The sequence below is a fragment of the Ruegeria lacuscaerulensis genome (assembly GCF_013033355.1).
Taxonomy (GTDB): Bacteria; Pseudomonadota; Alphaproteobacteria; order Rhodobacterales; family Rhodobacteraceae; genus Ruegeria; species Ruegeria lacuscaerulensis_A.
In genome coordinates this window covers 178,582-191,315 of the sequence record NZ_WQDY01000005.1, presented here as the reverse complement: position 1 = coordinate 191,315, position 12,734 = coordinate 178,582, and the positions used below count along the sequence as shown (strand labels likewise).

Below are 12,734 nucleotides of genomic sequence, written 5' to 3'. Positions count from 1 at the left end.
TGACCCTTGTCAAACCCAAAACTGCGGCGCACAAATCCCGGATCAGGCACCACAACCCGGAGAGAACAAGTGACCCAGACCAAGATTGCGGTTATCGGCGGATCAGGCATCTACGACATTGACGGGCTAGAGAACGCTGAATGGGTCACGGTTGAAACACCATGGGGCGATCCGTCAGATCAAATCCTGACGGGATCACTGAACGGGGTCGAGATGGCGTTCCTGCCGCGCCACGGGCGCGGCCACGTGCATTCCCCGACCGAGGTTCCATATCGCGCGAATATCGATGCGCTGAAACGGCTGGGCGTAAGCGATGTCATCTCGGTCTCGGCCTGCGGGTCATTTCGCGAGCATATGGCGCCGGGTGATTTCGTGATCGTGGATCAATTCATCGACCGGACTTTTGCCCGCGACAAAAGCTTTTTCGGTACTGGCTGTGTAGCCCACGTCAGCGTCGCCCACCCGACGTGCCCCCGCCTGTCGGATGCATGCGAAACCGCTGGCAAGGCGGCAGGGATAAACATCCACCGGGGCGGAACATATCTGGCGATGGAGGGACCGCAATTCTCGACGCTGGCGGAATCCAAAATGTACCGCGAACACTGGGGCTGCGACGTGATCGGAATGACCAACATGCCCGAGGCCAAGCTCGCCCGTGAGGCCGAGCTGTGTTACGCCTCGATCGCGATGGTCACCGACTACGACAGTTGGCACCCAGACCATGGCGAAGTCGACGTGACCGCAATCATTGCAACTCTGACCGGGAATGCCGAGAAAGGACGCGCACTGGTCAAGGGGTTGCCCGATCTGCTTGGGCCGGACCGTGCGCCTTGTCCTCATGGCTGTGACCGGGCGCTGGAATATGCGATCCTGACCGCGCCTGAAAAACGCGACCCGGCCCTGCTGGCTAAACTGGATGCTGTGGCTGGTCGGGTATTGTAATCCGGCCTACCGCGACAGGGCTGTTTGCACCTTATCCCACAGTCCATGTGACCATAGGTCGTTATGCGTTCCGCCCGGGATGACGAACAACTGAACGGTCTCGCCTGCCAGTGCGGCCAAAGCCTGACCGTGCTCAACCGGAATGGTATCATCCAGAGTTCCGTGGAAGATCAGAGTCGGCACTTTAACACTCTCAATCAGGTCCCGAGTTCTAAACTGGTCCTTCATCAGGGCAGAGACAGGCAGAAAAGGATATCGCTCGGCCGCGATGTCCACTGTCGCTGTGTAAGGAGCCTCAAGCACCAGCATTCGGGCATTCGGGCGTTCGGCCGCTACGGCGGCTGCAATTCCTGTCCCTAGGCTTTGACCATGCAAAATGACCGAGGCACCATCGGCCTCTAGCCGGTCATACATCAAAATCGCATCCGCTATCAGCGCCTCCTCTGAAGGTTCGCCTGCACTGCCGGGAAAACCACGGTAACTTGGGGCGAACAGGCCAAACCCACTGTTGAGAATTTCGCGCAACCTGTCGGATCGGTCGCTTAGGTTCCCGCTCTGACCATGAAAGAACAGTACCGTCGGCGCACCTTCTCGCACCGCAGGGGCTGACCATGCTGTGAGCAAAGTGCCATCAGCCATGGGCAGAGACACAACCTCCATGTCCGCTAACCCGACTTCTGATGGTTTCGGCAATTCACCATCGGGTTTGAAAACCAATGATTGCTGGTTGAAATAGATGTACCCAAGCACGCCTGAATAGACCACTCCGACCAACAGAAAAGCCACTACAAGGAACAGCTTCGGCCGCCCGAACCCGGACCGCGCAGAATTTGTGCGCGCGTTCGTATCTGTCGTCTCGGTCACCATTTTCAACTCCTTTTTGCGCAGCACGTGGTTTCGTCTGAGGTCGTGCATCACGTGCCACGTTTCAAGGCGCAACTCGCGGGTTTAATCCAATCTTTATCTGCGACGGTGGGGCAGGTCACCTCTTGTGTACCGAACCCAAAGTGAACCGTTGCCCGCGCTTGCGATTTGTTTATCCCGGTTGGGAATTTAAGCCGCAGTTGCGCCACAATGGCGTGTCAAACCGCAGTCGAGACCGCATCAGAGGGCAGTATGCAAAGATTTGAGGCTTTGGACGCAGCCAGGTTTCTGGCCTATTGCGGCATGGTGTTGGTGAACTTCCGCATTGCAGCACAGGTCGTTTCGGGTCAGGATTGGGCCTCTGGTGTTGTAAACGCTTTAGAAGGGCGCGCGGCGGCCTTGTTTGTCATTTTGGCAGGCATTGGGATCGGATTGGCCCGGCTCTCGGTCAGCTTGGTGCTTCGACGCGCGGCGTTTCTGTTTGTGCTCGGCCTAATCAACATGACGGTGTTTGACGCCGATATCCTGCATTTCTACGCGTTGTATTTCCTGATTGGAGCCGCATTTCTGGCATCCTCTCCACGCGGTTTGTGGCTTGGGGCACTGGGAATCGTTGGGCTATCTGTTCTGGCGCACCTGACCTTCGATTATGATCGGGGTTGGGATTGGAGCACGCTAACCTACACCGACCTTTGGACCCTGCCCGGCTTTCTGCGCAACGCTGTTTTCAATGGCTGGCACCCAGTGTTGCCATGGGCTGCTCTCCTTTTGATCGGCATGGCCATCGGGCGGTCGCAACTGCATACGATCTGCATTCAACACCGCCTGATCATGTGGGGATTTGGAGCCGCGGTGTTGGCCCTGTTTCCCAGGATACTGGTCTCGGACCCTTATCTTGGTACCGCGTCGATACCGCCCGGCCCGTTCTATATCCTGGCAGGAACCGGATCATCCTGCGTCGTAATCGGGTTGCTGCTGAAGCTTTGGCCACGCATTCAGCGACTGGGAATTGCTGCAGCCCTAACAGCACCGGGACGCATCAGCCTGACGCTGTATGTGGCGCATATTCTGATTGGCATGGGTATTCTGGACGAAGCCGGATTGCTGAACGGTTCCCTGAGCGCGGTTCAGATTTTAGGGTATGGCGTTGGGTTCTGTGTCGCATCCTCCGGATTTGCATTGGTTTGGCGTCGGAGCTTCTATCGCGGTCCGCTTGAAGCTTTGATGCGCTTCGTGACGGATCGTTCGAGGGCTTGACCTGACGCCAGCGCACAGGCTTTGTGGTGCAAAACGTTTAACAGGATGCCCTATGTCCCTTGATCTCTGGCTTGCCTTTGTGGCTGCTTCGACCGCTTTGCTGCTGATCCCCGGCCCAACCGTTCTGCTGGTTCTCAGCTATGCGTTGTCCAAAGGGCGCAGCGTCGCTGTCGCCTCGGCCACAGGGGTCGCTTTAGGCGATCTGGTCGCGATGACAGCGTCATTGCTTGGGTTGGGGGCGCTGGTTCTGGCATCAGCAACCTTGTTTTCGGTGCTGAAATGGGTAGGCGCGGCTTATCTGATCTGGCTTGGAGTAAAGCTTTTGCGCAGCGCACCCGTGGGCGGCGTACAGACGGTAGAAACCGGCCGCGATGTTACAACGCGCAGTGTCTTTGGGCACGCTGCGGCTGTCACGGCCCTGAACCCGAAATCCATTGCGTTCTTCATTGCATTTGTCCCGCAGTTCATTCGTCTAACAGACCCCCTGGGCCCGCAATTCGCCATCTTAATCGCGACATTTGTCGGCCTCGCATGGCTGAACGCTCTGGCCTATGCGTTGATGGCTGACAGGTTGCGCATGATGATCGGACGCGCAGGCGTTTTGAATGCCATGACAAAATTCGGAGGGTTGTCCCTGATCGGAATGGGCGTGGCGACCGCAGTCCTGCGACGCCCGGCCTAATCCTCGGCGTTTTCCTTCATGAAACCGCGGATGAACCGCCGGATTTCCCGTGCGGCCGAGGTATCGAGTTCTTTGCACAGCTCAACGAAAGCATCACGCTCGTCTTTGTCTAAACGCAGAACCAATTGACTGTTTTTCTTGGTAGAACTTTTACCGTCTTTCTTAGCCACGCGCCCTATCCCTGACAGACCCTTGATTCTTTGTGCGATGCAATGTATATACATAGCATAGAAATTGTAGTTATCGAGCACCTAACAATAAAAAAGGATTATGGCAATGAATCTGCATGCTGCTCAGGCATTTCTTTTGCGAGACCAACGCAATTGGCGCAAACCCCATTTGTCGTGGCTGCCTTCGTCTCTGTACCGATACAAGAGCTTGCCGAACGTTCTTTTGAAACGCCGCAAATAAGATCACACAATCAATCCTTGCATGACTGACCCCAATGGGCCAAACAGCCCAGCGTATTCTGACGCCAAAGGGGTCCGCCATGTCCAGAAACAAGTCGGTCAAGGATTACATCCGCACCATCGTCGACTTCCCACATGAAGGGATCATGTTCCGCGATGTGACCACCCTGTTCGCAGACCCACGTGGGTTTCGCATGGCGATTGATCAGATGCTGCATCCCTATGCGGGCGAACGCATCGACAAGGTCGTGGGCCTAGAGGCACGTGGCTTTATTCTGGGTGGCGCGATTGCTCATCAGCTTAGCGTTGGCTTCGTTCCAATCCGCAAGAAGGGCAAGCTGCCCGGCACCACGATCAGCCAAGACTACAAACTGGAATATGGTGAGGCCATCGTCGAAATCCACGATGACGCGATCCAGCCTGGCGAGAAGATTCTTGTCGTGGATGACTTGCTGGCCACAGGTGGCACCGCAGCGGCTGGCATCAAACTGATCGAACGATTGGGCGGAGAGATCGTGTCCTGCTCGTTCATCATCGACCTGCCCGAGCTAGGCGGCCGCAAAGTTCTGGAAGATCTGGACATGGATGTGCATGTTTTGTGTGAATTCGAAGGTCTTTGAAGGCCCTTCGATCACAAAAACGTGAGTGGAAATTCCAACCCGCGTCGGCTTAGCGCGGGTCACTGCATATTCAATAACAATTTATCGATATATTCAGTGATCTTGTTGTGATTGGGCGCCGTACCCCTTGTCGATGCCACTGACGGCATTCCAACAAGGGAATCTGTTACCATGTTTCGCAAACTCGCTATTGCCGGTGTGTCCGGCGCTCTGATCGCATCGGCTGCATTCGCCGGAGCCAAGAAAGACATCGTGGACACTGCTGTCGGCGCGGGCAGCTTTGAAACTCTGGTCGCCGCCGTTCAAGCCGCCGAGCTGGTTGATACGCTGAAAGGCGATGGCCCGTTCACTGTCTTCGCCCCGACCGACGAAGCCTTCGCAGCACTACCCGAAGGTACTGTCGAAACGCTGTTGAAGCCCGAGAATAAAGATCAGTTGATCACCGTTCTGACCTATCATGTGGTACCGGGCAAGGTGATGTCGGGCGATCTGTCCGATGACATGACGGCTGCAACCGTTCAAGGCGGCGAAGTGACGATTGATCTGGACAATGGCGTGATGGTCAACGACGCGTCTGTCGTTCAGGCAGATATCGAAACAACGAATGGCGTTATCCACGTCATCGACAAAGTGATTCTGCCGGCCTCGTAAAACGGCCAAAAGCGGCTCGGGGACACCCGAGCCGCTTCTATGACTTCAGAACAGCCCCGGGGTTCATTATACCCTTTGGATCAAGCGCAGACTTGATTGCCCGCATGGCGGTCAGCTTGGCCGGATCCCCATATATTTCCAATTCATCCGTTTTCAGGCGGCCAACCCCATGCTCGGCGCTAACTGACCCGCCGAACTTGTCCACCAGATCGTGGATAGCGCTTTTTATTTGTCCGCGCTGCGCATCATAGTCCGACCGTTGGCGCCCGGCCGGAGGGAACACGTTGTAGTGCAGATTCCCATCCCCCAGATGCCCAAAGCAATTGATGCGGAACAGTCCAATCCGCGCAATTTCGTCCGGACCCTGCCGGATGAACTCGGGAATATCCGAAATTGGCACTGAAATATCATGACTAGAAACCGAGCCGATCAACCGGTTCGCCTCGGGAATGCGCTCGCGTACTGCCCATAAGTCCGCCCGCTGGGCCTCGCTTTGCGCGATCACGGCATCCATGACAAGGCCCCGTGTGTCCGCAGCAGCGTAAAGCGTCTCTAGCGCTGTCTGAGGGTCCAATCCGCCGAACAAACCAACCTCGATCAGCACCGACCATTCGGGTGAAATCGCGAAAGGCTGGCGAACGTCTGGCAATACCTCGGACAAAAACTGCAGCCCTTGCCTGTGGATCAGTTCGAACGTGCTGACGCCATCGCCCAACTGATCCCGCGCCAGAGCCAGCAGATCTATGGCCGCCTCGGGCGACGTAACCTGTACCATCGCCGTTCCGACCCCAGCCGGACGCGGGGACAGCTTGAGAGACGCCGCCGTGATGATGCCCAACGTCCCCTCGGACCCGATCAACAGATTGCGCAGATCATAGCCGGTATTGTCCTTGCGCAACCGGCTGAGCCCGTGCCAGACCACACCATTCGGCAAGACCGCCTCAAGCCCCAGGCACAGATCGCGCGCATTGCCATAGCGCAGCACATTGACCCCGCCCGCATTGGTCGCAAGATTGCCGCCAATCCGGCACGATCCTTCTGCAGCCAAGGACAAAGGAAACAGGCGGTTGTTACTCTGGGCGGCGGCCTGCACATCAGCAAGGACCGCGCCTGCCTCGGCAATCAGGATATTCTCCGTCGGATGAACAGCGCGGATCGCGGTCATCCGCTCTAGCGATATCAAAAGGGGCGCAGGTCCGGCGGACATGACTTGTCCTCCAACCAATCCAGTCCCGCCTCCATAGGGGACAACAGGCACCGACGCGGCAGAAGCCAGCTGCACCAGGGCCGCGACCTCTTCTGTTCTGCGTGGGGCCGCCAATAGACCGACCTGCCCTGAAAACCTGCGACGGGGCTCCTCAGAATAGCGCGGTTCAGGCTTGCGCAAGACCTCGCCGCCAAGGGCGTCACGGACGGATTGGGCAAAGGCGTCATCAGCGGGATTCAAAGTCATAGGCTTTCCTTGCCCAACTCCGGCAGACCCGACAAGCTTTATTCGATGTCAATCAGGTACTGAGGCTCCAAAACCACGACCGTTGGCCGGTCCGGAAGGGTGCGAAGCGAAACGACCAACTCAGAAACACCTTCCCGCTCGACTGGAAATTCGTCCCGGATATCGACGAGAAACCGATCCAACGAAAAGCCTGAGAACCAATGCATCGGAATAATGACCGAACTTTTCAACCGTTTCAGCACCTGCACCATCTCGGGCAAAGGCATGGTCGTCCCCCCATCCACGGCTGCCATGACCACATCCAACCGTCCCAAGGCCGCAAACTGCGCATCTGACGGGATATGGTGCAAATGCCCCAGATGCCCGATGCAAAGCCCTTCAATCTCAAAGACAAAAATCGAATTCCCGCGCTCTTCGACCCCGCCATAGACAGATCGGATATCAGTCGAGACATTGCGCACCAGCATCTCACCCAGATCCAGATGATGCTCGATCCCCTGCCCGAACTCTCCCCAGCTTGGCAACACATGGGGAATCGCCGGATCGGGGTTCGCGGTCCAATGGGTGCTGTGTGCATGGTTCATCGTGACCACATCCGGGATCAGGTCCGCACCGCCAATGAAACCCGTGAAGTCCGTGACCGCGTTCAGCCCACCCTGCGTCTGAATCAGAAACGAAGCATGAGCGACGTAGCTGATCCGGACCGAGAACTCAGGCACTGGATCCGTCCAAGCCGCCTTGTGAACATATTCAATGCCGGGCGCCGCATCGGCAATAGCAATGCAATGGCTCGGCCGCCGCTCCTGCGCGACTGCCCCGCCTGACATCACCAACACTGCTGCAACCACCCAGCGCATAACCCGATATTAGCGCAGTTGCGCCCCAAGTCATGCCCCTTGTTCATCTGGCCATAAATATCTCGGGGGAGGCGCGGCCTGCCGCGACGGGGGCAGAGCCCCCTACCCCGTGTCGGTCTTACCGCGCCGGTCGGATCGCAGACAGGCATACAAAACATGCGTCCGCCATCGCCCGTTGATCTGCAAATAGGACTGCGCCACGCCCTCGTATTTGAACGCAGATCGCTCCAACAATGCCCGCGACGCTTTGTTCTCGGGCAGACACGCTGCTTCGATCCGGCTCAGGTCCAGCCGGGTAAAGGCGTGGTGAACTACCGCCCCGATCGCTTCCCGCATATACCCGTTGCGGGCATAGGCCTGACCAGTCCAGTACCCCAGTGTCCCAGCTTGTGCCGGGCCACGTCGAACATTGTCCAAAGTGATCGCGCCAACAAGCGTGTCATCTTCCCGGCGAAACAAAAACAGCGGGATCGCCGTGCCGCTGGCCACCGACCTCTGCGCCCAATAGACCCGGTTGGTAAATGACTTGCGGCTCAGGTGATCCTTGGCCCAGATCGGCTCCCAGGGGGTCAGGTACTCTTTCGAGGCCCGCCGCAGCGCCGCCCAATCGTTGAAATCCGAATGCACCGGCGGGCGCAGGCTGAGGCGCGCTGTCTCGAGTTTCAGCTTGCGTCGGCCCAGAAGCATCACGCCGCGCGCCTCTCCTGCAATTCCACCAAAGTGGGCGCGCCCGAGACCGGACCATAAAGCGCCAGCGCCGCCGGGGCCTGCACCGCCATGGTTTCGGCAAAGGCGCGCACATCCTCGGTGCTGACCGCGTCAATCTTGGCGACCGTATCCTCAAGCGAGGGCACCCGGCCCCAAATCTGCACCAGCCGCGCCAGACGTTCGGCCCGGTTCGATGGGCTCTCCAACCCCATCAGCATCCCAGCTTTCATCTGGGCACGGGCGCGGGCGACTTCTTCCGGGCTCATATCCTGGGCAGCGCGCTTCATCTCGTCGATGGTGATCGTCGCCAGCTCGCCCACCTGATCGGCCGAGGTTCCTGCGTAGATCGTCGTCGTGCCGGTATCCGCATAGGCCCCGGTCTGAGCGAAGATTGTATAGCAAAGCCCGCGGCTTTCGCGCACCTCTTGGAACAGGCGCGAAGACATGCCCCCGCCCAAAGCCGTGGAATAAATCTGCGCCGTATAGATCGCATCATCACGATAGCCCGGGCTTTCGATTGCCAGCGCGAAATGCGCTTGCTCCAAATTCTTTTCCTGCCGCGCTTCGCCACCGGTGAACTTCGCGGCCTCAGCAATCAACCCTTTGCGCGGTTGCAGATGACCGAACATCTCTTCGGCCATTTTCATCAGCGCATCATGATCCACGGCACCTGCTGCCGACAGGATCATCTGCTCGGGGCCGTAATGCTCGGACACAAAGCCCGACAGGTCTTCGCGCGAAAACGCGCTGACCCGCTCGGTCGGCCCCAGAATGGTGCGGCCCAGGGGCTGATCGTGATAGCTCTGTTCTTGCAGCCAGTCGAAAATCACATCGTCGGGCGTGTCATAAGCCTGACCGATTTCCTGAAGGATAACGCCGCGCTCGACCTCGATCTCGCGCGGGTCGAAGATGGGGTTCAGAACGATGTCGCCGATCACGTCCATCGCCAGCGCAACGTCGTCTTTCAGAACGCGGGCGTAATAGGCCGTCACCTCGCGCGAGGTATAGGCGTTGATATAGCCGCCCACATCCTCGATCGCCTCGGCGATTTGCAGCGCAGACCGCCGCTCGGTTCCCTTGAACGCCATGTGTTCTAGGAAATGCGCTATGCCGTTCTGTTCGATCCGCTCGTTCCGCGCACCCGCGGTCACCCAGATGCCGATGGCCGCAGATTGCAGCCCCGGCATGTTCTCACTGACGATCCGAAATCCGTTCTTCAGTTGGTCTTGTCTGACAGTCACTCGGCGATATGCCCTTTGATATGATCCTCGAGGGCACCCAGATCATTGGCAATCCGTGTCACCCGTTCCGGACGTTCATACAGATCAGACATGCGGGATGGAAGAGGCGGATGTTCTCCGCTCGCCTTCTCGACCGCCGCCGGGAATTTCGCTGGGTGAGCAGTGGCCAGAGTGATCATTGGTACATCCGCCGTACGGTGATCTTCACCCACCTTGATGCCGATGGCCGAATGCGGGCAAACCAGCCCAGCGCTATGGGCCAGCGTGTGTTTGATCGTCTCTAGCGTTTCATCCTCGGAGACACGACCCGAGTCGAAGCTTTCGCGCAGGGCTTCCATCGCGCCCTGACTGACGTTGAAGCCACCGCTTTTCAGCTCATCCATCAACTGCGCCACAGCGCTGCCATCCTCGCCATAGGCATAGTACAGCGCCCGTTCAAAGTTCGAGCTGACCTGAATATCCATCGACGGGCTGATCGAAGGGATGGTGTCGCCCTTGAAATACCCCTCACCCGATAGGCAGCGATGCAAAATGTCGTTCTGGTTGGTCGCCACAACCAGACGGTCTATGGGCAAACCCATGCGCTTGGCCAGGTAGCCCGCAAAGATGTCGCCAAAGTTGCCGGTTGGCACAGTAAAGCTGACCTTGCGATGCGGCGCGCCAACACTGACAGCCGCCGAGAAGTAATAGACGATCTGAGCCAGCACCCGCGCAAAGTTGATCGAGTTCACACCGGCCAGTTTCACACCGTCACGGAAATCGAAATCGTTGAACATATCCTTAAGCGCGGCCTGGCAATCGTCGAAATCACCATCCACGGCGAGCGCATGCACATTGCTGTCCGCAGGCGTCGTCATCTGGCGGCGCTGCACCTCGGACACGCGGCCATGCGGATACAGGATGAACACATCCACCGCGTCCAGTCCGCGAAACGCCTCAATGGCTGCGGAACCCGTGTCGCCACTGGTCGCGCCAACGATGGTCACACGATCATTGCGCCGCTTCAGGGCCACCTGGAAAAGCTGGCCGATCAGCTGCATGGCAAAGTCCTTGAAGGCCAGCGTGGGGCCGTGGAACAGTTCCAGCAGGAAGTGGTTCTCGTTCAGCTGCTTAATCGGCGCGCGGGCGTCATGGCCGAAACCTTCGTAAGCGCGGGCAACGATGTCCTTGAACTCCTGCTCGGTGAACGAGCCGCTGACATAGGGCCACATCACGCGGAACGCGATCTCTTCATAGGGCAGACCAGCCAAAGCGGCGATCTCATCATGGCTCATCACCGGGATCTCGGCGGGCAGGTACAAGCCGCCATCGCGGGCAAGGCCGGTCAGCATCGCCTCTTCAAAGGTCAGTTCCGGCGCTTGGCCACGGGTCGAGATATATTTCATTGCTCTTCACTCTGTGCAGGGGCGCGGTTGCGCCACAGGAAATAACCGGTCATTGCGGCCCAGACCAGAGCCAGACCAAACCATGTGATTGCATATTGTAGGTGATCGTTGGGGATGCCCGCCGTGTCCACCGGCAAAGGTGTGATGCCCGGGTCGGTTTCCGACCGGGCGATCAGCAGGATGGGTTCGGCCCCCAACGCGGCGGCCAGATTGGGCACGTCTCGCGCGAACCAGATGTTGTCGTCGATATCGGGTTCGGGCGTGTAGCTGTCGATCTCATCCGGCCAATGCAGGTTGCCGATCACTGTCATCGAACCGGTGAGACGCTCGGCCTGTTTTGCCGTAGTCGGTACAAAGCCGCGATCCACCAGAATGGTGCGGTCCTTAGTGCTGAAAGACTGGATGATCCGATAGCCCGCGCCAACCTGCTTGACCGAGACCAAAACGTGGATTTCCCCCGGCTCCATATCGCCCGAAATTGTCACGGGCAGGTATTTGTCGCCATCTTCCGATACGCTCTGGGGCAGGCTCACAGGTTCAGCCGCGATACGCGCGTCGATCTCGGCCAGAACACCTTCTTTCCAGGCCAGTCGCTGCACCTGCCAGAGGCCCAGCGAGATCAGCACACCGAGACCGGCAAAGCCAAAGATCAGCAGGAACAGAATGCGGCGCATAGTCAGGTGAAACCTTGTTACAGAAACCGGCGTCTTGTTAAGGGCGGAGCGGCCCCGATTGCAACCGCGCAATTGTATCGGGCGCAATCTTGCGCCCCTGACAGAGAAAAAGCCGCCCCAACGGGCGGCTTTTGCAATTTACCGATCTGAGCGGATCAGAACAGCGGGGCCTGACCCCAGATGTAGACGGCGAAGAACAGGAACAGCCAGACAACGTCGACGAAGTGCCAGTACCATGCAGCCGCCTCAAAACCCACATGTTTCTCAGGCGTGAAATCCCCGCGCAGAGCCCGGATCAGGCAGACCGTCAGGAAGATCGTTCCGATGATCACATGGGCACCATGAAAACCGGTTGCCATGAAGAAGTTCGAATAGAACTGATCACCACCAAACTCCCAACCTTCATGGGCCAACAGTTCGTAATATTCGTAGCCCTGCAGCGCAGTGAACAGGATACCCAGAACGATACCGATGGCCAGACCGTTGATCAGCGCCTTGCGGTCGTTGTCATGTACCAGAGCGTGGTGCGCCCAGGTGATCGCGCAGCCCGACAGCAGCAGGACCAGAGTGTTGATCAGCGGCAGGTGGAACGGATCAACTGCGTGGATATCGGGCTGGATGTACTCTGTTCCGGCATAGTCGTACATCGGGTACATGCGATGTTTGAAGAACGACCAAAACCAGGCAAAGAAGAACATCACCTCGGACATGACGAACAGGATGAAGCCATAGCGCAGGCCGATGCGCACCACGGGCGTGTGGTCGCCCGCGCGGCTTTCGGCCACGACCTCGGACCACCAGGCGAACATGGTGTAAAGAACGGCGACCAGACCCATCCAGAACATGAACGATGTGACGCCGTGCATCCAAAGGACAGCACCGAACAGCATCACAAAGCCACCAATGGCCCCTATCAGCGGCCATACCGACGGCGGCAGAATATGATAATCGTGGTTTTTAGCGTGTGCCATCAGCGTCCCTCACCTACAG

General features: G+C 58.0%; 14 protein-coding genes. 5 read left to right on the top strand and 9 right to left on the bottom strand.

Features of this window, described 5'->3' with window-relative positions; genetic code table 11:
* Positions 1-69 precede the first annotated feature (69 nt).
* A complete protein-coding gene (locus GOW48_RS11475; RefSeq protein WP_170753793.1) occupies positions 70-942 on the top strand; it encodes an S-methyl-5'-thioadenosine phosphorylase in 873 nt (290 codons plus the stop codon).
* Positions 943-948: 6 nt separating this feature from the next.
* Here the strand turns inward: GOW48_RS11475 and GOW48_RS11470 are convergent, their stop codons facing one another.
* Positions 949-1,857 (bottom strand): alpha/beta hydrolase, encoded by a 909-nt coding sequence (locus GOW48_RS11470; protein WP_234899447.1) that lies wholly within the window; start codon positions 1,855-1,857, stop codon positions 949-951.
* A 201-nt stretch (positions 1,858-2,058) separates the two neighbouring features.
* Here GOW48_RS11470 and GOW48_RS11465 point away from each other — a divergent pair, with 201 nt between their 5' ends.
* Both GOW48_RS11465 and GOW48_RS11460 read left to right on the top strand, forming a co-directional pair.
* Positions 2,059-3,063, top strand: a complete 1,005-nt coding sequence (locus GOW48_RS11465) for a DUF418 domain-containing protein (RefSeq protein ID WP_170753791.1) — start codon at positions 2,059-2,061, stop codon at positions 3,061-3,063.
* A 52-nt stretch (positions 3,064-3,115) separates the two neighbouring features.
* Positions 3,116-3,745, top strand: coding sequence for a LysE family translocator (locus tag GOW48_RS11460; protein ID WP_170753789.1), 630 nt, complete (start codon positions 3,116-3,118; stop codon positions 3,743-3,745).
* On the opposite strand, the gene GOW48_RS11455 is transcribed toward GOW48_RS11460, so the two are convergent.
* Positions 3,742-3,915 (bottom strand): hypothetical protein, encoded by a 174-nt coding sequence (locus GOW48_RS11455; RefSeq protein WP_170655156.1) that lies wholly within the window; start codon positions 3,913-3,915, stop codon positions 3,742-3,744. The two genes, GOW48_RS11460 and GOW48_RS11455, sit on opposite strands and share 4 nt — an antisense overlap.
* A 320-nt stretch (positions 3,916-4,235) precedes the next feature.
* On the opposite strand from GOW48_RS11455, the gene GOW48_RS11450 reads away from it, so the two are divergent.
* Both GOW48_RS11450 and GOW48_RS11445 read left to right on the top strand, forming a co-directional pair.
* The gene (locus GOW48_RS11450; protein WP_170354959.1) at positions 4,236-4,775 is read left to right on the top strand and encodes an adenine phosphoribosyltransferase; all 540 of its coding nucleotides are present in this window, start codon (positions 4,236-4,238) and stop codon (positions 4,773-4,775) included.
* Between the two features lie 171 nt (positions 4,776-4,946).
* Positions 4,947-5,426, top strand: a complete 480-nt coding sequence (locus GOW48_RS11445; RefSeq protein WP_170753787.1) for a fasciclin domain-containing protein — start codon at positions 4,947-4,949, stop codon at positions 5,424-5,426.
* Between the two features lie 37 nt (positions 5,427-5,463).
* On the opposite strand, the gene GOW48_RS11440 is transcribed toward GOW48_RS11445, so the two are convergent.
* From GOW48_RS11440 to GOW48_RS11410, 7 genes are all read right to left on the bottom strand, one after another.
* A complete protein-coding gene (locus tag GOW48_RS11440; RefSeq protein ID WP_170753785.1) occupies positions 5,464-6,879 on the bottom strand; it encodes an FAD-binding oxidoreductase in 1,416 nt (471 codons plus the stop codon).
* Between the two features lie 38 nt (positions 6,880-6,917).
* Positions 6,918-7,706 (bottom strand): MBL fold metallo-hydrolase, encoded by a 789-nt coding sequence (locus GOW48_RS11435; protein ID WP_234900848.1) that lies wholly within the window; start codon positions 7,704-7,706, stop codon positions 6,918-6,920.
* 132 nt (positions 7,707-7,838) lie between these two features.
* Positions 7,839-8,423, bottom strand: a complete 585-nt coding sequence (locus GOW48_RS11430) for a GNAT family N-acetyltransferase (RefSeq protein WP_170753961.1) — start codon at positions 8,421-8,423, stop codon at positions 7,839-7,841.
* On the bottom strand, positions 8,423-9,685 hold the full coding sequence (locus GOW48_RS11425; RefSeq protein ID WP_170753781.1) for a M16 family metallopeptidase: 1,263 nt from the start codon (positions 9,683-9,685) through the stop codon (positions 8,423-8,425). Before GOW48_RS11425 ends, GOW48_RS11430 begins: the two co-directional genes overlap by 1 nt.
* A complete protein-coding gene (gene thrC / locus GOW48_RS11420) occupies positions 9,682-11,070 on the bottom strand; it encodes a threonine synthase (protein ID WP_170753779.1) in 1,389 nt (462 codons plus the stop codon). The genes GOW48_RS11425 and thrC overlap by 4 nt, the downstream gene beginning before the upstream one ends.
* Positions 11,067-11,744: an SURF1 family protein gene (locus GOW48_RS11415; protein WP_170753777.1), complete on the bottom strand. Its 678-nt coding sequence runs from the start codon at positions 11,742-11,744 to the stop codon at positions 11,067-11,069. Before GOW48_RS11415 ends, thrC begins: the two co-directional genes overlap by 4 nt.
* A 155-nt stretch (positions 11,745-11,899) precedes the next feature.
* Complete coding sequence (locus tag GOW48_RS11410) at positions 11,900-12,715, bottom strand: cytochrome c oxidase subunit 3 (RefSeq protein ID WP_170354950.1); 816 nt, start codon at positions 12,713-12,715, stop codon at positions 11,900-11,902.
* Between the last annotated feature and the right edge of the window lie 19 nt (positions 12,716-12,734).